Source organism: Streptomyces sp. NPDC001904 (genome assembly GCF_040297005.1).
Lineage (GTDB): Bacteria > Actinomycetota > Actinomycetes > Streptomycetales > Streptomycetaceae > Streptomyces.
The window spans coordinates 1-20270 of the sequence record NZ_JBEOYI010000040.1; the positions used below are offsets into that span (position 1 = coordinate 1).

General features: G+C 70.9%; 18 protein-coding genes and 2 riboswitches. Of the genes, 11 read left to right on the top strand and 7 right to left on the bottom strand.

What is annotated here, in order from left to right; translation table 11 throughout:
- Positions 1–98: 98 nt before the first annotated feature.
- Positions 99–2390, bottom strand: coding sequence for a glycogen debranching protein GlgX (gene glgX / locus ABT127_RS36440; protein WP_502971837.1), 2292 nt, complete (start codon positions 2388–2390; stop codon positions 99–101).
- A 163-nt stretch (positions 2391–2553) separates the two neighbouring features.
- Here glgX and ABT127_RS36445 point away from each other — a divergent pair, with 163 nt between their 5' ends.
- The 8 genes from ABT127_RS36445 to ABT127_RS36480 all read left to right on the top strand — a co-directional run bounded on the left by ABT127_RS36445 (position 2554) and on the right by ABT127_RS36480 (position 10369).
- Complete coding sequence (locus tag ABT127_RS36445; protein ID WP_351459937.1) at positions 2554–3762, top strand: L,D-transpeptidase; 1209 nt, start codon at positions 2554–2556, stop codon at positions 3760–3762.
- A 199-nt stretch (positions 3763–3961) separates the two neighbouring features.
- Positions 3962–5161 (top strand): L,D-transpeptidase, encoded by a 1200-nt coding sequence (locus tag ABT127_RS36450; protein WP_351459940.1) that lies wholly within the window; start codon positions 3962–3964, stop codon positions 5159–5161.
- A gap of 119 nt (positions 5162–5280) precedes the next feature.
- Complete coding sequence (locus ABT127_RS36455; protein ID WP_351459943.1) at positions 5281–6048, top strand: enoyl-CoA hydratase/isomerase family protein; 768 nt, start codon at positions 5281–5283, stop codon at positions 6046–6048.
- A gap of 283 nt (positions 6049–6331) precedes the next feature.
- Positions 6332–6835 (top strand): ATP-binding protein, encoded by a 504-nt coding sequence (locus tag ABT127_RS36460; protein WP_351459945.1) that lies wholly within the window; start codon positions 6332–6334, stop codon positions 6833–6835.
- A gap of 298 nt (positions 6836–7133) precedes the next feature.
- Positions 7134–7928: a polysaccharide deacetylase family protein gene (locus ABT127_RS36465; RefSeq protein ID WP_351460051.1), complete on the top strand. Its 795-nt coding sequence runs from the start codon at positions 7134–7136 to the stop codon at positions 7926–7928.
- Positions 7925–9106, top strand: a complete 1182-nt coding sequence (locus tag ABT127_RS36470; RefSeq protein ID WP_351459948.1) for a YncE family protein — start codon at positions 7925–7927, stop codon at positions 9104–9106. Before ABT127_RS36465 ends, ABT127_RS36470 begins: the two co-directional genes overlap by 4 nt.
- Before the next feature lie 74 nt (positions 9107–9180).
- Complete coding sequence (locus ABT127_RS36475; RefSeq protein ID WP_351459950.1) at positions 9181–10098, top strand: MerR family transcriptional regulator; 918 nt, start codon at positions 9181–9183, stop codon at positions 10096–10098.
- A gap of 55 nt (positions 10099–10153) precedes the next feature.
- On the top strand, positions 10154–10369 hold the full coding sequence (locus tag ABT127_RS36480) for an EF-hand domain-containing protein (protein ID WP_351459953.1): 216 nt from the start codon (positions 10154–10156) through the stop codon (positions 10367–10369).
- Positions 10370–10399: 30 nt separating this feature from the next.
- Here ABT127_RS36480 and leuA read toward each other — a convergent pair whose 3' ends face one another.
- Entirely contained in the window at positions 10400–12103 is a 1704-nt protein-coding gene (gene leuA / locus ABT127_RS36485) for a 2-isopropylmalate synthase (protein WP_351459956.1), read from the bottom strand.
- Positions 12104–12288: 185 nt separating this feature from the next.
- On the opposite strand from leuA, the gene ABT127_RS36490 reads away from it, so the two are divergent.
- A complete protein-coding gene (locus ABT127_RS36490) occupies positions 12289–12978 on the top strand; it encodes a FadR/GntR family transcriptional regulator (RefSeq protein ID WP_351459959.1) in 690 nt (229 codons plus the stop codon).
- Positions 12979–13018: 40 nt separating this feature from the next.
- Positions 13019–13708: an NADPH-dependent F420 reductase gene (locus tag ABT127_RS36495; protein ID WP_351459962.1), complete on the top strand. Its 690-nt coding sequence runs from the start codon at positions 13019–13021 to the stop codon at positions 13706–13708.
- 22 nt (positions 13709–13730) lie between these two features.
- Here the strand turns inward: ABT127_RS36495 and ABT127_RS36500 are convergent, their stop codons facing one another.
- Positions 13731–14282 (bottom strand): glycoside hydrolase family 25 protein, encoded by a 552-nt coding sequence (locus ABT127_RS36500; protein ID WP_351459965.1) that lies wholly within the window; start codon positions 14280–14282, stop codon positions 13731–13733.
- A gap of 243 nt (positions 14283–14525) precedes the next feature.
- Here ABT127_RS36500 and ABT127_RS36505 point away from each other — a divergent pair, with 243 nt between their 5' ends.
- On the top strand, positions 14526–15527 hold the full coding sequence (locus ABT127_RS36505) for a L,D-transpeptidase (protein WP_351459968.1): 1002 nt from the start codon (positions 14526–14528) through the stop codon (positions 15525–15527).
- Positions 15528–15548: 21 nt separating this feature from the next.
- Here the strand turns inward: ABT127_RS36505 and ABT127_RS36510 are convergent, their stop codons facing one another.
- From ABT127_RS36510 to gcvT, 4 genes are all read right to left on the bottom strand, one after another.
- Positions 15549–16919, bottom strand: a complete 1371-nt coding sequence (locus ABT127_RS36510; protein WP_351459971.1) for an L-serine ammonia-lyase — start codon at positions 16917–16919, stop codon at positions 15549–15551.
- Between the two features lie 143 nt (positions 16920–17062).
- Positions 17063–18334, bottom strand: coding sequence for a serine hydroxymethyltransferase (gene glyA, locus ABT127_RS36515; RefSeq protein ID WP_351459974.1), 1272 nt, complete (start codon positions 18332–18334; stop codon positions 17063–17065).
- A gap of 8 nt (positions 18335–18342) precedes the next feature.
- Positions 18343–18720: a glycine cleavage system protein GcvH gene (gene gcvH, locus ABT127_RS36520; protein ID WP_351459976.1), complete on the bottom strand. Its 378-nt coding sequence runs from the start codon at positions 18718–18720 to the stop codon at positions 18343–18345.
- Between the two features lie 55 nt (positions 18721–18775).
- On the bottom strand, positions 18776–19912 hold the full coding sequence (gene gcvT, locus ABT127_RS36525; RefSeq protein ID WP_351459979.1) for a glycine cleavage system aminomethyltransferase GcvT: 1137 nt from the start codon (positions 19910–19912) through the stop codon (positions 18776–18778).
- 37 nt (positions 19913–19949) lie between these two features.
- Positions 19950–20050, bottom strand: a riboswitch (glycine riboswitch).
- Positions 20051–20148: riboswitch (glycine riboswitch) on the bottom strand. It lies immediately after the preceding riboswitch.
- Positions 20149–20270 lie beyond the last annotated feature (122 nt).

The following is a 20270-nucleotide window of genomic DNA, read 5'->3' on the forward strand; positions in this document are numbered from 1 at the left end:
CGCCCTCCTCCGCCTTGCAGCTCGACGCGCCAGACCCCGCTCACCAGTACAGAAATGCGCGGGCGGACCGGGCTGCGACCTGATCCGCCGGACAGGCCCTAGCCCCGCACGCGCAGCAGCAGCACCGTCCGCGCCCCCACCGTCACCGTGCCGCCCGCCGGGTGCCGCACGCCCGGTGCCGCCTCCTGGGACTCCTGGCCGGTGTCGACGACGACCTCGTAGGCACGGGCCCACGGTTCGCCGGGCAGCACGAAGCTCTCCGCGCGGTCGCCCGCGTGCAGCACCGCGAGGAAGCTGTCGTCCTCGACCGGTTCACCGCGCGCGTCCCGGCCCGGGATGTCCCGGCCGGAGAGATACATGCCGAGCGTCGGCGCCGGCGCGTACCAGTCCCGCTCCGTCATCTCCGTGCCGCGAGAGGTGAACCAGGCCAGGTCGCGCAGCCCGTCCGCCGAGTGCGCGCGCCCCGAGAAGAACGCCCGGCGGCGCAGCACCGGGTGCGCGTGGCGCAGCGCGATCAGCCGGGACGCCAGGTCGAACAGCGCGCGCCAGCCCGGCTCCGCGAGCAGCTCCCAGTCCACCCAGCTGATCTCGTTGTCCTGGCAGTAGGCGTTGTTGTTGCCGCGCTGCGTGCGCCCGAACTCGTCGCCCGCGACCAGCATCGGCACCCCCGTCGACAGCAGCAGCGTCGTCAGCAGGTTCCGCAGCTGGCGCCTGCGCAGGGCCGCCACCGACGGCTCGGCCGACTCGCCCTCGACGCCGCAGTTCCACGACCGGTTGTCGTTCGTCCCGTCCCGGTTGCCCTCGCCGTTCGCCTCGTTGTGCTTGTGCTCGTAGCTCACCAGGTCGCGCAGGGTGAACCCGTCGTGCGCGGTGATGAAGTTGACCGACGCGTACGGCCTGCGCCCGCCCCACGCGTACAGGTCGCTCGACCCCGACAGGCGGTAGCCCAGATCCCGTACGTCGGGCAGCGCGCCGCGCCAGAAGTCCCGTACGGCATTGCGGTAGCGGTCGTTCCACTCCGTCCACAGGGGCGGGAAGGCGCCCACCTGATAGCCGCCCGAGCCCACGTCCCACGGCTCGGCTATCAGCTTCACGCGCCGCAGCACGGGATCCTGCGCGATGACGGCGAGGAACGGGGAGAGCATGTCGACGTCGTGCATGGAGCGGGCGAGGGCCGCCGCCAGGTCGAAGCGGAAGCCGTCGACTCCCATCTCCGTCACCCAGTAGCGCAGCGAGTCGGTGATCAGGCGCAGCACGTGCGGCTGGACGACGTGCAGGGTGTTGCCGCAGCCGGTGTAGTCGGCGTAGCGGCGGGTGTCGCCCTGGAGGCGGTAGTAGCCGCGGTTGTCGATGCCCTTGAGGGACAGCGTCGGCCCCAGCTCACCGGCCTCCGCCGTGTGGTTGTAGACGACGTCGAGGATGACCTCGATCCCGGCGTCGTGCAGCGCCCGCACCATCCGCTTGAACTCGCCGACCTGCTGCCCGGCGGTGCCGGAGGCCGCGTACGCCGCGTGCGGGGCGAAGTAGCCGATCGAGTTGTAGCCCCAGTAGTTCTTCAGGCCCCGGCGCAGCAGATGGTCCTCGTGCGCGAACTGGTGCACCGGCAGCAGCTCGACCGCCGTCACTCCCAGCTTCACCAGGTGCTCGATCGCCGCCGGATGCGCGAGACCCGCGTACGTGCCCCGCAACTCCTCCGGAATCCCTGGGTGTTGCCGGGTGAAGCCGCGCACGTGCAGCTCATAGATGACCGAGTCCGCCCACGGGGTCTTCGGGCGCCGGTCGTCCGCCCACTCGTCGTCCGGCGCGTCGTCGTGCACCACGACACCCTTGGGGACGTACGGCGCCGAGTCCCGGTCGTCGCGCACGGTGTCCGCCACCTGCTGCTCCGGCCAGTCCCGTACGTGGCCGTAGACCTCCGGCGGCAGACTGAACTCGCCGTCCACGGCGCGCGCGTACGGGTCGAGGAGCAGCTTCGCCGGGTTCCAGCGGGCGCCCGTCCACGGGTCCCAGCGGCCGTGCACCCGGAAGCCGTAGCGCTGCCCCGGACGCACCCCGGGCACGAACCCGTGCCAGATCTCGTGCGTCAACTCGGTCAGCGGCGAACGGCTTTCGCGGCCCTCCTCGTCGAACAGACACAGCTCCACCCGCTCCGCGCCGCCCGCCCACAGCGCGAAGTTGGTGCCCGCGACGCCGTCGGGGCCGACCCGGAAGCGGGCCCCGAGCGGCATCGGCGTCCCCGGCCACACCGGACCCACCGGGGGCGTGAACTCCCGCTCCCGGCCCCGCCCGATCAGCGCGGACGGCACCGGCCGCCCCTGACCCGCCACACCGTCCGGCACGGCTGTCCCCGTGCCGGACTGCACGGCCTCCTGCTCGGGTGCGCTCGACACCTGTCAGCCTCCCGCGGCTCCACGACTGGCGGGCCGGAGCGGGGCGCGCGCGGCGTCCCGGCCGCGCTCCCCTCAAGCCCTCCCCACTGTTCTGCCCAGAGCTTGCCTCGCACTCACGTTTCCCCAGCGGGGTGCCCGTCGTTGGCCTGGCGTGAAAACTGCTGTGAGGCGCGCGCGGCGCGCAGGGGCGACACTGGGCGCCGTACTGACAGGGGCAGGACTGGTCGGCGCACTCGCCGGCTGCGACTCGCACGAGGTGCTCGGCAAGCCGCGCGCGCCCGAGGACATGATCCGGGTGACCCCGGACGACGCGAGCAAGAACGTGAAGGGCGACGGCACACTCCGGGTCGAGGTCCCCGAGGGCAGGCTGCAGTCGGTCAAGGTCGTCCGGATCCAGGACGCGCAGGAGGAGACCGTGCCCGGCCGGCTCGACGAGGACGGTACGCGGTGGCGGCCGACCGGGCGGGACGCCGAGGGGCTCGCGCTCGCCGCGCAGTACACGGTCGACGCGGTGGCGGTCGACGAGGACGGGCGGCGGATGGCCCGGCACACCACCTTCACCACCGCCGTGCCCGACGAGCGCTTCATCGGCTACGTCACGCCGGAGAACCGGGCCACGGTCGGCACCGGCATGATCGTGAAGCTGGCCTTCAACCGGGAGATCGAGAACCGGGCCGCGGTCGAACGCGCCGTCCGCATCACCGCCGAGCCCGCCGTGCCCGTCGCCCCGCACTGGTTCGGCAAGGAACGGCTCGACTTCCGGCCGCAGAAGTACTGGAAGCCCGGCACCCGGGTCACCGTCGACCTGAACCTGCGCGACGTGGAGGGCGCCCCGGGCGTCTACGGCCTCCAGCGCAAGACGTTCACCTTCACCATCGGGCGCGGCCAGGTGTCCACCGTCGACGCGGCCGCGCACACCATGCGGGTCGTCCGGGACGGCGAGCTGCTCGACACCCTGCCGATCACGGCGGGGGCGCCCAGCTCGACCACGTACAACGGGAAGATGGTGGTGACCGAGATGCACGAGGTCACCCGCATGAACAGCCGCACCGTCGGGTTCGGCGGGGAGTACGACATCCCGGACGTGCCGCACGCGATCCGGCTCACCGACTCCGGCACCTTCCTGCACGGCAACTACTGGTCGGGCGGGGCCTTCGGCTCGGCCAACGTCAGCCACGGCTGCGTCGGGCTGCGCGACGTCAAGGGCGGCAGCTCCCTCACCCCCGCCGGCTGGTTCTTCGACCACACGCTGATCGGGGACGTCGTCGAGGTCCGCAACAGCGCCGACAAGAAAGTGGCTGCCGACAACGGGCTCGGCGGTTGGAACATGGACTGGAGGACGTGGAAGGCCGGGGGCGCCGCACATTCCTAGCCACTGACGCGCAGGGCCGGTGCCCCGGAAAGGGACGGACGACGGTCCGAAAGGGGGGTGGGGCACCGGCGGTTGGGACTAAACGGTGACATAGTTCGGGGCTCCGTTTTCCCAGGTCGTGTGGTTATCTTTCGCAGTGCGCGCGCGGACGCGCAGGGGTGCAGGCCCTGGACCCGGGCCTGGCGAGGGGAGAGACATCTTGAACGGGCGACGGCCGATATCGGCGGCTCTGCTGGGCTCGGCACTGCTGTTGGTCACCGCGTGCGGTGGCGGGGGCGGTTCGGACACGGGGAACGACGGCAAGGGGAAATCCGACAAGGCGGGTGAGGACACCAAGGCGTCGGCCGCCGTGGTGACCGTGGCACCCAAGGACGGCGCGGACGGCGTGGCGACCAGCGGGGCGCTCAAAGTCACGTCCGCCAAGGGCAGGTTGACCGCGGTCGAGGTCGCGGACAGCAAGGGCAACAAGGTCGACGGCAAGATCACGGGGACCGGCACCTCCTGGGCCCCCGACCACCACCTGGCCGCCTCCACCACGTACAAGGTGCACGCGGTGGCCAAGGACAAGGACGGCCGGGAGTCGGCCAAGGACACCAGCTTCACCACCCTCACGCCGAAGAACACCTTCATCGGTACCTTCACTCCGGAGGACGGCTCGAAGGTCGGCGTGGGCATGCCGTTCTCGGTCCGCTTCACGCGGGGCATCACGCACCCCGAGGACGTCGAGAAGGCCATCTCGATCACGACCGAACCCGCCGTCGACGTCGAGGGCCACTGGTTCGGCAACGACCGCCTGGACTTCCGTCCCGAGGAGTACTGGGCGGCCGGCACCAAGGTCACCGTCAAGCTCGACCTCGACGGGGTCGAGGGCCGCGACGGCGTCTACGGCAAGCAGGTCCGCACGGTGAAGTTCACCATCGGGCGCAGCCAGGTCTCCACGGTCGACGTGAAGACGAAGACGATGACCGTCAAGCGCGACGGCAAGACCATCAAGAAGATCCCGGTGACCACCGGCAAGCCCGGCTACGACACCTGGAACGGCCAGATGGTCATCAGCGAGCGCCTCAAGGTGACCCGCATGAACGGCGAGACGGTCGGCTACGGCGGCGAGTACGACATCAAGGACGTCCCGCACGCCCAGCGCCTGACCACCTCCGGCACCTTCATCCACGGCAACTACTGGGGCGGCGACGCCTTCGGCAACTACAACGCCAGCCACGGGTGCATCGGGCTGCGCGACGTGCGGGGCGGGTACGACGGCAAGGTCGCGGCCGCCTGGTTCTTCGACCAGTCGATCACCGGTGACGTGGTGGTCGTGAAGCACTCCAAGGACAAGACGGTCTCCCCGGACAACGGCCTGAACGGCTGGAACATGTCCTGGGCGGACTGGAAGAAGTAGACAGGGGCCCGCGCCCCGCAAGGGGCGCGGGGAACTGCGCGAGAAGCCCCGCCGGCGGGACGGCCACGTGACGAACCGCACCACCCCCCACGGGGTGAACGCCCGCTAACCTGCGGAGCATGACCGCAACCCTCGAAATCGCCGACGGCGTAGGCACCGTCACCCTGACCCGCCCCCCGATGAACGCCCTGGACATCGCCACCCAGGACCGCATCAAGGAACTCGCGGAAGAAGCCACGGCCCGGGACGACATCCGGGCCGTGGTCGTGCGCGGCAGCGACAAGGTGTTCGCGGCCGGCGCCGACATCAAGGAGATGCAGGCCATGGACCACGCGGCCATGGTCGTACGGTCCCGGGCCCTCCAGGACTCGTTCACCGCGGTGGCCCGCATCCCCAAGCCCGTGGTCGCCGCGATCACCGGCTACGCCCTGGGCGGCGGCTGCGAACTGGCCCTGTGCGCCGACTACCGGATCGCGGGCGAGAACGCCAAGCTGGGCCAGCCCGAGATCCTGCTCGGCCTGATCCCGGGCGCGGGCGGCACCCAGCGCCTGGCCCGCCTGATCGGCCCGTCGAAGGCCAAGGACCTGATCTTCACGGGCCGCCATGTGCGGGCCGACGAGGCGCTGCGGATCGGCCTGGTCGACCAGGTCGTCCCGGCGGACGAGGTGTTCACCGCCGCCCACGCCTGGGCCGCGAAGCTGGCACAGGGCCCGGCGATCGCGCTGCGCGCCGCGAAGGAGTCCATCGACGCGGGCCTCGAGACGGACCTGGAGACCGGCCTCGCGCTCGAACGGAACTGGTTCGCGGGCCTGTTCGCCACCGCCGACCGGGAGACCGGAATGCGCAGCTTCGTGGAGGAAGGTCCGGGCAAGGCGAAGTTCGCCTGACGGCCTCGCGGACGGTGCGTCAAATCCCTTGCGGGCAAGCAGAGTTGATCATGTCCCCCGTTGGAGCGCATTATCCCCGCCTTAAGAGAACCTTAAGCGATTCGGGTCAGTGACGATCATCGACCGTTCTCGTGTGGTTAATCATCGCAGGTCAGGAGGGCTGTAGCGACCCTCTATCTGCCGCTGGCATATGCCAAAAGAGCCCTCCGGAATGAGGCGTTCCGGGGGGCTTATTCAGCCGGAACGGTCCCACGGGCCCCTCTGTGCAGCCATCATGGTGGGCATGGCGGGGCTTGAGGGTGTCGAACAGCCGCGGAGGCACGGCGGTGCGACCGCGGCGCGCTGGTCTCCCGCGGTGGAGGACGAACACGCGCTGCGGGCGCTGGAGATGTTCGGCAATCCGACCGAGGCGGAGGTGCGGCTGCCGTCGCGCCCCGAATCGGCGGCGACCGCGCGGCGGCTCGCCCAGGTCGTCATCCTGCGGCACTGGGGCCTCTCCCCGAAGATGACCGAGGACGCGGTCCTGCTCGTCTCCGAACTCGTCGGCAACGCGGTGCGGCACACCGGCGCCCGCGTCTTCGGCCTGCGCATGCTGCGCCGCCGCGGCTGGATCCGGGTCGAGGTCCGCGATCCGTCCCGCGGCCTGCCCTGCCTCATGCCGGTCCACGACCTCGACGTCTCCGGGCGCGGCCTCTTCCTCGTCGACAAGATCTCCGACCGCTGGGGCGTGGACCTGCTGCCGCGCGGCAAGACGACCTGGTTCGAGATGCGCGTCGCCGACCGCTGACCCCGCCCGCCCCCGAGACGCACGAAAGCCCCCGTTCTCGCCGTTGTACGGCGCCGCGGGGGCTTTCGTGTGGTGCGCCGCGGACATGGGGGGTGAGTTCCGCGACGGCTGTGGACGACCTGGCCCGGGTCAATGGAGGTCGTGGCACCGATCATGGCAGATGGGACCGCAAAGGGCCAAATGAATCATTGGTGACAAGGGTCATCAGCCTCGCAAATGAAGGAAATGTACAAGCAGTGTTCAGCAATCATTAAGGCCCCCGGGTCGGTAGGAGGCTTTCGCCCCGGATCACCCTTAAATAAGGCGGGTGACTCAGGCAGAACCGATCCGACGCCGCTCGGCCCTGCGCGCGGGAGCCGGACTCACCGCCGCTCTCGCCGCCGGCTGTGCCCCCGCCGAGCAGACCGACCCCGCCACCAGCGCGCCCGCCCCGAAGGCGCACCGCACGGCCCTCACGACCCGCGCCGCCCCCGGCCCCCGCCGCTTCCCCGGGCAGCCGGCCCAGATCGCCCACGGCCCCCGCTCCGGCGACCAGGTGGCCCTCACCTTCCACGGACAGGGCGACCCGGACGTCGCCCACGCGCTCCTGAAGCAGGTGGAGCGGGCCCGCGCCCACATCACCGTCCTCGCCGTCGGCACCTGGCTCGACAAACACCCCGACCTGGCCCGGCGCGTCGTCGACGGCGGCCACGACCTCGGCAACCACACCATGCGCCACATCGGCATCAGCGAGCTGCCCGAGGCCGAGGCCCGCGCCGAGATCACCGACTGCGCCGACCGTATCCGCCGGCTGACCGGCTCCATCGGCACCTGGTTCCGGCCCTCGCGTACCCGGACCGCCACCCCGCTCGTCGCCCGCCTCGCCCGCGGCGCCGGGTACCCGCACGTCCTCTCCTACGACGTCGACTCGCTCGACTACACCTCGCCGGGCCAGGAGGCCGTCGTCCAGAACGTCGTCTCGGCCGTGCGCCCCGGCTCGATCATCAGCCTGCACTTCGGCTACGCGGACACGGTCAAGGCCCTGCCGTCGCTCCTCGACCACCTCGACCGCCGCGGCCTGTCCGCGGTGACCTGTACGGAGCTGCTCTCGTGAACCTCACCCGCCGTACCGGCCTCCTGCTGACCGCGGCCGTCCTCACCGCGCTGACCGGCTGCGGCACCGAGACCGCCGGCACCGGGCACACCACCCAGGGCGCGATCAAGCCGGTCAAGCCGGCCGCGCCGCAGCGGCAGGCGGTGTACGGGCTGCCCGGGATGCCGCCCGTCCTCGACACCAAGGACGTCTACGCCGCCGACCGCCCGAACAAGCTCTCGCCGGTGGTCAAGGACTTCCCGTCCCGGATCTACGTCCCCAACACCGAGTCCGACACCGTCAGCGTCATCGACCCCGCGACCTTCAAGGTGACCGAGACGATCCGGGTCGGCCGCCAGCCCCAGCACGTCGTCCCCTCCTGGGACCTGAAGACGCTCTGGGTCAACAACGACAAGGGCAACACCCTCACCCCCATCGACCCGAGAACCGGGAAGGCGGGCACCCCGGTCGACGTCCACGACCCGTACAACCTCTACTTCACCCCCGACGGCAAGCACGCCGTCGTGATGGCCTCGCTCGACCGCGAACTGGTCTTCCGCGATCCGCACACCATGAAGATCCAGCACACCGAGCCGGTCTCCTGCTACGGCGTCAACCACGCCGACTTCTCCCTCGACGGCCGCTACTTCATCGTGAGCTGCGAGTTCAGCGGCGAGCTGCTGAAGGTCGACACCGCGAGGATGAAGGTGGTCGCCCACCAGAAGCTGCCGTTCGACGGGGCGATGCCGCAGGACGTCAAGATCTCCCCGGACGGCAAGCGGTTCTACATCGCCGACATGATGGCCAACGGCATGTGGGTGCTCGACGGCGACACCTTCACCACCCCCAGGCTGCTGCCCACCGGCAAGGGCACCCACGGCCTCTACGTCAGCCGCGACTCCAGGGAGATGTACGTCTCCAACCGCGGCGAGGGCACGGTCTCCGTCTTCGACTTCCCGCAGAACAAGCTGACGAAGAAGTGGAAGCTCCCGCAGGGCGGCAGCCCCGACATGGGCGGCGTCTCCGCGGACGGCAACACGCTCTGGCTGTCCGGCCGCTACGACTCCGAGGTCTACGCGATCGACACCCGCACCGGCGTCCAGGTGGCCCGCATCCCGGTCGGCAACGGCCCGCACGGCCTCGCGGTGTACCCGCAACCGGGCCGCTACTCACTGGGTCACACCGGCATCTTCCGGTAGGAAACGCCTCTCCCCGGCGCTGTGTGCGCGCCGCACTTGAGTCTCCAGCCGCTGGAGGGCCCAGACTCCCCGGCATGACCGACGACAGCCCGGAACTGCTCACCATCGGAGAGCTGGCCCGCCGCACCGGCCTCACGGTGCGCACCATCCGCTACTGGTCCGACGAGGGTGTGCTGCACCCCGTGACCCGCAGCGACGGCGGATACCGGCTCTACGACGCCGAGTCCGTGGCCCGCCTGGAGCTGATCCGCACCCTGCGCGAGCTGGGCCTCGGCCTGGACGACGTCCGCACCGTCCTGGCCGGGGAGCGGGACGTCGCCTCGGTGGCCGCCGCCCACGTGGTGGCCCTCGACGCGCAGATCCGGGTGCTGCGGCTGAGCCGCGCGGTGCTGTCGACGGTCGCCCAGCGGAGATCGAGCGCCGAGGAGATGGCCCTGATGAACAGACTGGCACGGCAGTCCACCGCCGAACGCAAGCGCATCATGGACGAGTTCGCCGAGGAGATGCTGCACGGCCTGGACACCGTCGACCCGGCGATCCGGGAGCGGGTGCGCGGCATGAGCGAGGGTCTGCCGGACGACCCGACCCCCGAACAGGTCGATGCCTGGGTGGAGCTGGTTGAGCTGTACCAGGACCCGGACTTCAAGGCCCGGATGCGACGGGCCTACGCGTACAACGCCGCCGACCGCTCCCGCGAGGACGTCGCGGGAGCCTCCATGGAGTTCCTGCGCAGACTGATCGGCGTGGCCGGTGCCGCCGTGCGCGACGGCGTCCCGCCGGACGGCCCCGAGGCGGACGCGGTCCTGCGCGAACTGCTCGGCGAGGAAGCCCACCGCCCGACGGTCCTGGACCGGCTGACGGCCACGATGGACGACAAGGTCAACCGGTCCCGCGAGCTGCTCCGCGTCCTCAAGGGCGGTCGGGCACCGTCCGCGTACCGGCCGGAGTTCGCGTGGGTGGTCGCCGCACTGCGCGCTCACCCGGCCGGTTAATCTGACCTCCGTCAGTACGGCAACACGAGCAGTACGTAAACGAGGGGTGGTCCCGGTGGCGAGCATCGAGGAAGCACGCAAGGCGTTCGACCGGTTCGACGCGGACGGCGACGGCTTCATCACGGCGGCCGAGTACAAGAGCGCCATGGCGCAGATGGGCGACTTCAACGTCACCGAGTCGGTGGCCGAGGTCCTCATCGCCGGGCAGGACACCAACGGCGACAAGGTGCTGTCCTTCGACGAGTTCTGGGCCAACCTGAACAAGGCCTGAGCGCGGGACGGGGCCGTTGCGAGGACCGGCTCAACCCGTTCGCACGGCGGCCCGGTTCACCGCGGACAGCACCGCCCCCACGGAGGCGGCGAGCACCGAGGTGTCCCGGGCCGCGCCCCAGGCACGCGAGCGCCCCACGCGGCAGCGCGCGTAGGCGACGGCCTCGCCGCCCGAGCCCCCGCTGAGCCCGTGCTGGGCGAAGGACTCGATGTCGACGTCCACCCCCGCGGCGCGCAGCGCGTCACCGAAGGCGGCCAGCGGGCCGTTGCCCTTGCCCTCCAGCCGCAGGCGCTCACCGTCCACGTCCACGGTGCACGTGAAGCGATGCGCCTCGGTCCCCTCCTGCCGGGTCGCCCAGTCGACCAGGCGGACCGGCCCGCGGGCATCCAGATAGACGTCCCGGAACAGCGCGTACAGCTCGTCCGGACTCGCCTCGCGCCCGCTCGCGTCGGTCGCCTCCTGGACCGTGCGCGCGTACTCGGGCCGCAGGTCCCGCGGCAGGTCGATGCCGTGGTGCTCCCTCAGCAGATACGCCATTCCGCCCTTGCCCGACTGCGAGTTGACGCGGATGACGGCCTCGTACGACCGCCCGAGATCGGCCGGGTCGATCGGCAGGTACGGCACCTCCCACGGACCGTCCGGGTGCGCGGCACGGTGCGCGAACCCCTTGCTGATCGCGTCCTGGTGGGTGCCGGAGAAGGCCGTGTGGACGAGATCGCCCGCGTACGGGTGGCGCGGGTGCACGGGCAGTTGGTTGCAGTGCTCGACCGTCTCGCGCACCGCGTCGATGTCGGAGAGGTCCAGCTTCGGGTCGACGCCCTGCGTGTACAGGTTCAGGGCCAGGGTGACCAGGTCGACGTTGCCGGTGCGCTCGCCGTTGCCGAACAGGCAGCCCTCGACCCGCTGCGCTCCGGCGAGGAGGGCCAGTTCGGCGCAGGCGACCCCGGTGCCGCGGTCGTTGTGCGGGTGCACGGAGAGGATCACTGAGTCGCGCCGGGCCAGGTGCCGGTGCATGTACTCGATCTGATCCGCGTAGACGTCCGGGGTCGCGGTCTCGACCGTCGTCGGCAGATTGAGCGTGACCGGCCGGTCGGGGCTCGCGTCCCACAGCCCGGTCAGCTCGTCGCAGAGCTCCAGGGCGAAGTCCGGCTCGGTCAGGTTGAAGGTCTCCGGCGCGAACTGGAAACGGATGTGCGCGTCGCCGCGGGCGTCCGCCAGCCGGGCCATGTGCGTGCCGGCCTCCCGCACCATGGCCAGGATCTCGGCGCGGGTCCTGCCCAGCACCACGTCCCGCCAGACCGGCGACGTCGCGATGTACAGATGGACGACCGCGCGCGGCAGGCCCTCGACGGCGGCGAGGGTGCGCTCGATCAGGTCCGGCCTGGCGGGCGTGAAGACGACCGGGGTCACGTCGTCCGGGACGCCGCCGCTCGTGACGAGACGGCGCACGAAGTCGAAGTCCGTCCGGCTGGCGGACGGATAGCCGACCTCGATCTCCTTGAAGCCGGTCCGCACCAGCAGCTCGAAGAAGCGCTGCTTGCGCGCGCCGTCCATCGGCTCGGCCAGCGCCTGGTTGCCGTCGCGCAGATCGACCGGCACCCAGAGCGGGGCCTCGGTGATCCGCCGCCCCGGCCAGCTCCGCTCCCGCACCGGAGCGGCGTCGACGCGCTCGTGGTGGGGGCGGTAGCGGTGGAACGGCATGGGGGAGGGGGTCTGGGGATTCCAGCGGTACATCGGTCGGGTCCTTCGCGGTCGACGGGGACGACCGGCAGCACGGCACCCCGCGGCGGGGTGCCGGTCGCGTCAGGCCCCGCCGCGGCTGCCGAGAAGAAGGAGTCCGCGCATCGTGAACACAGTCGGTACACTAGCCACACCTCAGCTCCTCAGACAAGTACTCCTCAGACAAGTTGGTGCCATCCGTGTCGTCCGTGGGCCCGCTCCGCCCCAGCCCCCTCGTCGAACAGGCCGCCGAGCGGCTGCGCGCCCGGATCGCCGACGGCACCTGGCCCGTCGGCACCCGGCTGCCCGGCGAGACCACCCTCGCCAAGGACCTCGGAGTCGGCCGCTCCACGGTCCGCGAGGCGCTGCGCGCGCTCGCCGGGGCCGGGATGGTGCGGCCCCGGCAGGGTGCCGGCGTCTTCGTGACGGCCACCCGCCCGGCGGAGGACTTCCCGGCCCGGCTGCGCAGGGCGGCCGTCGCCGACGTGTACGAGGTGCGCACGCTCCTGGAGGTCCAGGCGGCGCGGCTCGCGGCCGGGCGGCGCACCGACGACGACGTCGCCGCGATGCGCGCGGCCCTCGACGCGCGGCGGGCGGCCGCCGGCGGCCCCGGCGACGCCTTCGTGGACGCCGACATCGCGCTGCACGCCACGGTCGTCGCCGCCGCCCACAACCCCGTACTGACCGATCTGTTCGCGGAGTTCGCACCGGCCCTGCGCGAGGCCCTGATCGACCTGCTCGCCCTCGTCGACGTCCCCCGCGCCGAGCGCGACCACGGCGACGCGGCGCACGCGGACCTGGTGTCGGCGGTCGCGGCGGGCGACGCCGAGGCCGCCGGGCGGGTGGTACAGGCCGAACTGGCGGCCGTTCAGGCGAAGCTGGGCGCCTGAGGAATAGCCTGTCCGCCCGCCGGGTTCACACTCGATGCACATGCATGAATCTCCGGAAGGGCGAGACATGAAGATCGGCATCATCGGCGCGGGCAACATCGGCGGCAACCTGACCCGGCGCCTCACCGCTGTCGGGCACGACGTCCACGTGGCGAACTCGCGCGGCCCGCACACCCTCACCGGCCTCGCCGAGGAGACCGGCGCGACCCCCGCGACCATCGAGGACGCGGTGCGCGACGCGCAGGTCGTCGTGGTCACCATCCCGCTGAAGGCGGTCCCGAACCTGCCGAAGGGGCTGCTGGACACGGCGGCGCCCGACGTCACCGTCATCGACACCGGCAACTACTACCCGCAGCAGCGCGACGGGAAGATCGCCGGGATCGAGGACGAGGGACTGACCGAGAGCCGCTGGACGGAGCGCCAGATCGGCCACGAGGTCGTGAAGGCGTTCAACGGCACGTACGCGGCCGACATCGTCGACAAGGCCCGCCCCGCCGGCGACCCGGCCCGCGTCGCCCTGCCGATCGCCGGTGACGACGCGGCGGCGAAGCGCGCGGCCACGGCCCTCCTCGACGAGATCGGCTTCGACACCGTCGACGCGGGCGGCCAGGACGAGTCCTGGCGCCAGCAGCCCGGTACCCCGGTCTACGGCCTCGCCGCCGACACCGCGGCCGTCCGCAAGGCACTGGACGCGGCCTCCCCGGAGCGCACCGCGGAGTGGCGCGCCTGAGGAGACGCGCCCGTACCTCCCGTCAGGGCGTGGCCCAGTCGCGCAGCGTGTTCTCGCTCGTGAACACGGCCACGTCCTTGTCGTGCGGTGACGACGTGTACTGATGGATCGTCCACTTCGCCTTGATGCGGGGCTTCCCGGCCGTCACGTAGTCGGCGATCCACAGGCCGTCACCCGCGTACGACGTGGTGTCGTGGTTCAGCCAGAAATCGCGGTTGCAGTAGAGCAGGACTCTGTTGTTCGGCCGCAGGCGCTTCACCTCGCGGATGAAGTGGTCCTTGTCGGCGTTGCTCGCCCGGGTGCCGTCGCCTGTCGTCTCCCAGTCGACCGCGAGCAGGTCGCCGGCCTTCTCGGGGGCCTTGCTCACGAAGTACGCGGCCTGGGCGGCGACGTTCCCCGGCCACAGGAAGTGGTAGAAGCCGACGACGCACTCGCCGTCCCGGGCCAGCTTCGTCTGGTGGGTCAGGCGCGGATTGACGTAACTGCGCCCCTCTGTGGCCTTGATGAAGACGAACGACTGGCCGTCCGTGTCGAACGTGGACTGGTACGAGCTGACGTCGATGCCGTGGAGCATGCGGGACCTCCTGGTCGGTGGGGGCGACGGCGACGAGGTTGAACTGTCATGGTCCCCGCATGCTTACCGGTCCGAACCTTGCCGCGGACGGCTTTGCGGGGAAGGCTCCGGTGGTGCGGGTGCGCGGTGTAGGTGCCCGCAATCTTGGAACACGCTTTACGTGGCCACATGCAACTGAGCCCACCCGAACAGGGGTCTGACAGAAGGCCGGGCCCCGTATCGGGAGGGCACGGACCGAGGAGAGTGGGACAGGACGTGGGACGGCGCAAGGGCGGCGGAATAGGGATCGCACTCGTGACGGTCGCGGTGCTCGTGGGGACGAGCGCCTGCGGCGGAGGCGGCGGCAATGACCAGGCGGACGGGAAGAACGGCAAACCGGGGAAGCCCAGCGCGACCGCGAAGCCGTCCCCGACGAAGCCCAAGGGCCCGCCGATGCTGCTGGAGACGATCATGCCCCAGACCGGCGCCACGGTCGGCGTGGCGATGCCCGTCTCGGTGGTGTTCACCGACCCGGTCGCCGCGAAGGCCCGCGCCTCGGTCGAGAAGCACATGAAGGTCAGCGCCTCGCAGCCGGTGGAGGGCGCCTGGCACTGGTTCGGCGACAAGCGCGCCGACTGGCGCCCGAAGGAGTACTGGCCCTCGGGGACGAAGGTGAAGGTCGTCGCCGACATGGAGGGCGTCAGCAACGGCAACGGGCGCTACGGCACGCACAGCTACACCCACACCTTCAAGGTCGGCGACGACGTCCGCGCGGACGTCTCCGTCAGCGGCCACACCATGAAGGTCAGGAAGAACGGGTCGACGCTGCGCACCCTGTCCATCAACGCGGGCAGCGCCGAATACCCGACCTGGAACGGGACGATGGCCGTCATCGACAAGCAGAAGGAGGTCCACATGACCTCCTGCAGCGTCGGCATCAGCTGCGACAAGGGCAACCCGAACTACTACGACCTGACGCTGCCCTGGGACGTCCACCTCACCCAGTCCGGTACGTACGTGCACTACTCGACCGGTGACCCGAACCCGGGCAGCGGCAGCGCCCGCGGCTCGCACGGCTGCGTCCACCTGTCGATGTCGGACGCCAAGTGGTTCTACGGCCAGGTCAAGCAGGGCGACCCGGTGACGATCACCGGCTCGCCGCGCGCCAAGGCCCCGGCCGACAACGGCTACGCGGCCTTCAACCTGAGCTGGGACCAGTGGCTCCAGGGCAGCGGGTCCGGCGAGGGGACGACGGCCACCCTGTGACCGCCGTCCCGCACCCGCCGCTCAGCACTCGATGATGTTGACGGCGAGGCCGCCCCTCGCCGTCTCCTTGTACTTCACCGACATGTCCGCACCGGTGTCCCGCATGGTCTTGATGACCTTGTCCAGGGACACCTTGTGCGAGCCGTCGCCGCGCATCGCCATCTTGGCCGCGGTGACCGCTTTCACGGCCGCCATGCCGTTGCGCTCGATGCACGGGATCTGGACCAGGCCGCCGACCGGGTCGCAGGTCAGGCCGAGGTTGTGCTCCATGCCGATCTCCGCCGCGTTCTCCACCTGCTCCGGGGAGCCGCCGAGCACCTCGGCGAGCGCGCCCGCCGCCATCGAGCAGGCCGAGCCGACCTCGCCCTGGCAGCCGACCTCGGCGCCGGAGATCGAGGCGTTCTCCTTGAAGAGCATGCCGATGGCACCCGCCGAGAGGAGGAAGCGGACCACGCCCTCCTCGTCGGCGCCGGGCACGAAGTTGACGTAGTAGTGCAGGACCGCGGGGATGATGCCCGCCGCGCCATTGGTCGGAGCGGTCACCACGCGCCCGCCCGCCGCGTTCTCCTCGTTCACCGCCATCGCGTACAGGGTGATCCACTCCATGGCGTGGGCCAGCGGATCGCCCTCGGCGCGCAGCTTGCGGGCCGAACTCGCGGCCCGGCGGCGGACCTTGAGGCCGCCCGGCAGGATGCCCTCGCGGGCCATGCCGCGCGAGGTGCACGCCTGCATGACCCGCCAGATCTCCAGCAGGCCCGCCCGGATCTCGTCCTCGGTGCGCCAGGCCTTCTCGTTCTCCAGCATCAGCGCCGGGATGGACAGGCCGGTCTCGTGGGTGAGGCGGAGCAGTTCGTCGCCGGTGCGGAAGGGGTACTTCAGGACCGTGTCGTCCGGGACGATCGGGTTCTCGCCGGCGACAGCGTCTTCATCGACGACGAAGCCACCGCCCACCGAGTAGTACGTCTTGGTGAGCAGCTCCGCGCCGTCGGCGTCGAAGGCCCACAGGCTCATGCCGTTCGCGTGGTACGGCAGGGCCTTGCGGCGGTGCAGGATCAGGTCCTCGTCGAAGTCGAAGCCGATCTCGTGCGCGCCGAGCAGCTGGAGACGCCCGGACTCCTTGATCGCCTCGACGCGCTGGTCGGCGTGCTCGACGTCGACGGTGCGCGGGGAGTCGCCCTCCAGGCCGAGCAGCACCGCCTTCGGGGTGCCGTGCCCGTGGCCGGTCGCGCCCAGGGAGCCGTACAGCTCGGCGCGTATCGAGGCGGTGTGGGCCAGCAGGCCCTCGTTCTTCAGGCGGCGCGCGAACATCCGGGCCGCGCGCATCGGGCCGACCGTGTGGGAGCTGGACGGGCCGATGCCGATCGAGAACAGGTCGAAGACCGAGATGGCCACGGTGGGACTCCAATGGTGGTGGCGGACGACGCTGTCCGCCGGTGTTCGGGACTGACGGTGAGGACGTGACACGGGGCACCCTGCTCACTGTCCAGTGTGCGGGGTGCCCCGAGATTTCGTACGCCGCAAAGCGTACGGAACGGCTACAGGCCGGGGTACAGCGGGTGCTTCTCCGCGAGAGCGGTCACCCGCGCCTTCAGCGCCTCGGCGTCGTAGGACGGCTTGAGGGTCTCGGCGATGATGTCGGCGACCTCGCGGAAGTCGTCGGCGCCGAAGCCGCGGGTGGCCAGGGCCGGCGTGCCGATGCGCAGGCCGGAGGTGACCATCGGCGGGCGCGGGTCGTTCGGGACCGCGTTGCGGTTGACCGTGATGCCGACCTCGTGGAGCCGGTCCTCGGCCTGCTGACCGTCCAGCTCGGAGTCGCGCAGGTCGACCAGGACCAGGTGCACGTCGGTGCCGCCGGAGGCCACGTTCACGCCGTGGGCGCGGGAGTCCTCCGAGGTCAGCCGCTCGGCGAGGATCTGGGCGCCCTCGATCGTGCGCTGCTGGCGCTCCTTGAAGTCCTCGCTCGCCGCGACCTTGAAGGAGACGGCCTTGGCCGCGATCACGTGCTCCAGGGGGCCGCCCTGGAAGCCCGGGAAGACCGCGGAGTTCAGCTTCTTCGCGAAGTCCTTGTTGCGGGCGAGGATGATGCCGCCGCGCGGGCCGCCGAGCGTCTTGTGCGTCGTGGAGGTGACGACGTCCGCGTACGGCACCGGGTTGGGGTGCAGCCCCGCGGCGACCAGGCCGGCGAAGTGCGCCATGTCGACCCAGAGGTACGCCTCGACCTCGTCGGCGATGCGGCGGAACTCGGCGAAGTCCAGCTGGCGCGGGTACGCCGACCAGCCCGCGATGATGACCTTCGGGCGGTGCTCCTTGGCGAGGCGCTCGACCTCGGCCATGTCGACCAGGCCGGCGTCGTCCACGTGGTACGCGACCACGTTGAACTGCTTGCCGGAGAAGTTCAGGCGCATGCCGTGCGTGAGGTGGCCGCCGTGCGCCAGGTCCAGGCCGAGGATCGTGTCGCCGGGCTGGGCGATGGCGAACAGGGCGGCCTGGTTGGCGGAGGCGCCCGAGTGCGGCTGCACGTTGGCGTACTCGGCGCCGAAGAGCGCCTTGACCCGGTCGATCGCGATCTGCTCGGTGACGTCGACGTGCTCGCAGCCGCCGTAGTAGCGGCGGCCGGGGTAGCCCTCGGCGTACTTGTTGGTGAGGACCGAGCCCTGGGCCTCCATGACGGCGACCGGGGCGAAGTTCTCCGACGCGATCATCTCGAGCGTCGACTGCTGGCGCTTCAGCTCGGCGTCGACCGCGACCGCGACCTCGGGGTCGAGCTCGTGCAGGGATTCGTTCAGTACGGACTTCTTCTCAGTCATGAGGGGGGTCAGCTCCCGGAGAACTCGGTGTACTCGTCGGCGGTGAGCAGGTCGGCCGGCTCCTCGGAGAGGCGGACCTTGAACAGCCAGCCGCCCTCGAAGGGGGCCGAGTTCACGAGCGCCGGGTCGTCCACGACGTCCTGGTTGATCTCGGTCACCTCGCCCGTCACCGGGGAGTACAGGTCGGAAACGGACTTGGTCGACTCCAGTTCGCCGCAGGTCTCGCCCGCGGTGGCGGTGTCGCCGACCTCGGGGAGCTGGACGAACACGATGTCACCGAGCGCGTTGGCCGCGTGCTCCGTGATGCCGACCGTGGCGACGCCGTCCTCGGTGGCCGACAGCCACTCGTGTTCCTTGCTGTAGCGCAGCTGCTGGGGGTTGCTCATGAGGCGAATTCTCCTGTACGGGGGAGGGTGCCGGTGACGGCGGGGCTGGTGAGGGTCACTTCTGGCGCTTGTAGAACGGCAGCGCCACGACCTCGTAGGGCTCGTGCGTGCCGCGGATGTCGACGCCGACGCCGGACGTGCCCGGCGCGGCGTGGGACGCGTCGACGTAGGCGATGGCGATCGGCTTGCCGAGCGTCGGCGACGGGGCGCCGGAGGTGATCTCGCCGATCACCTCGCCGTCGGCGACCACGGACATCCCGGCGCGCGGGACGCGGCGGCCCTCGGCGATCAGGCCGACCAGCTTGCGGGGCGGGGCGGTCTCGGCGCGCTCGGCGGCTGCCCTGAGCGCGTCGTGACCGACGAAGTCCTCCCCGTGGGACGTCTTCTCGAACTTCACGACGCGGCCGAGCCCGGCGTCGAACGGGGTCAGCTCCGTGGTCAGCTCGTGCCCGTACAGCGGCATGCCCGCCTCCAGGCGCAGCGTGTCCCGGCAGGACAGGCCGCAGGGGACCAGGCCGTACTCGGCGCCGGCCTCGGTCAGCGCCTGCCACAGCTTCTCGGCGTCGGCCGGGGCGACGAACAGCTCGAAGCCGTCCTCGCCGGTGTAGCCGGTGCGGGCGATGAGCGCCTCGACGCCCGCGACGGTGCCGGGCAGTCCCGCGTAGTACTTCAGGCCGTCCAGGTCGGCGTCCGTGACGGACTTCACGATGGCGGGGGAGTGCGGGCCCTGCACGGCGATCAGCGCGTACGCGTCCCGGTCGTCGCGGACCTCGGCGTCGAAGCCCGCGGCGCGCTCGGTCAGCGCGTCAAGGACGACCTGGGCGTTGCCCGCGTTGGCGACCACCAGATATTCGGGGGCCTCGGTCTCGCCGAGCCGGTAGACGATCAGGTCGTCGAGGATGCCGCCGTCCGCGCGGCAGATCATCGTGTAGCGGGCGCGGCCGACGCCGACGGAGCCGATGTTGCCGACGAGCGCGTGGTTGAGCAGGTCCACGGCCCCGGGGCCGGTGACGGTGATCTCGCCCATGTGGGAGAGGTCGAAGAGGCCGGCCTTCGTGCGCACGGCGGTGTGCTCGTCACGCTCGCTGCCGTAGCGCAGCGGCATGTCCCAGCCGGCGAAATCGGTCATCGTGGCGCCGAGCGCACGGTGCAGGGCATCGAGTGCGGTCAGGCGGGAAGGCGTAGGGGTCATTGCTGGTGCTCCAGGGCATGACGGCGAGGGCGAAGTGTCCTCCCCATCTGTCATCGGAACCTGAGAGGTTCGCCCCGAGGGGCTTGCACCTTGGGTGGGGCCGCCGTACGAGACGGTCGGCCCGCTTTTCAGATGTGCCTCGCCCGCGCGGTTCGGGGCCTGAGAGATTCAAGGGAGGGACTTGCTCCTTCGGCGCCCAGGCCCTCACGTGCCTGGAACTCTCCCGCGCGGATTCAAGCGGCCTGTATGCAGTTGGCGCGCACATCATTGCATGCCCGGGGAACGGGAAAACAGATCGGAGGGCATTACCTACTCTTTACACTTGGTGGGGAGAAGTGGCGTGACCGGAACGGGGAGG

Coding starts and splice junctions, on each gene's coding strand:
- ABT127_RS36495 (WP_351459962.1), top strand. CDS start 13,019: ATGCATGAATCTCCGGAAGGGCGAGACATGAAGATCGGCATCATCGGC.
- leuA (WP_351459956.1), bottom strand. CDS start 12,103: ATGTACCGCTGGAATCCCCAGACCCCCTCCCCCATGCCGTTCCACCGC.
- ABT127_RS36500 (WP_351459965.1), bottom strand. CDS start 14,282: ATGCTCCACGGCATCGACGTCAGCTCGTACCAGTCCACGTTCGACACG.
- ABT127_RS36460 (WP_351459945.1), top strand. CDS start 6,332: ATGGCGGGGCTTGAGGGTGTCGAACAGCCGCGGAGGCACGGCGGTGCG.
- ABT127_RS36475 (WP_351459950.1), top strand. CDS start 9,181: ATGACCGACGACAGCCCGGAACTGCTCACCATCGGAGAGCTGGCCCGC.
- glyA (WP_351459974.1), bottom strand. CDS start 18,334: ATGACTGAGAAGAAGTCCGTACTGAACGAATCCCTGCACGAGCTCGAC.
- ABT127_RS36455 (WP_351459943.1), top strand. CDS start 5,281: ATGACCGCAACCCTCGAAATCGCCGACGGCGTAGGCACCGTCACCCTG.
- gcvT (WP_351459979.1), bottom strand. CDS start 19,912: ATGACCCCTACGCCTTCCCGCCTGACCGCACTCGATGCCCTGCACCGT.
- gcvH (WP_351459976.1), bottom strand. CDS start 18,720: ATGAGCAACCCCCAGCAGCTGCGCTACAGCAAGGAACACGAGTGGCTG.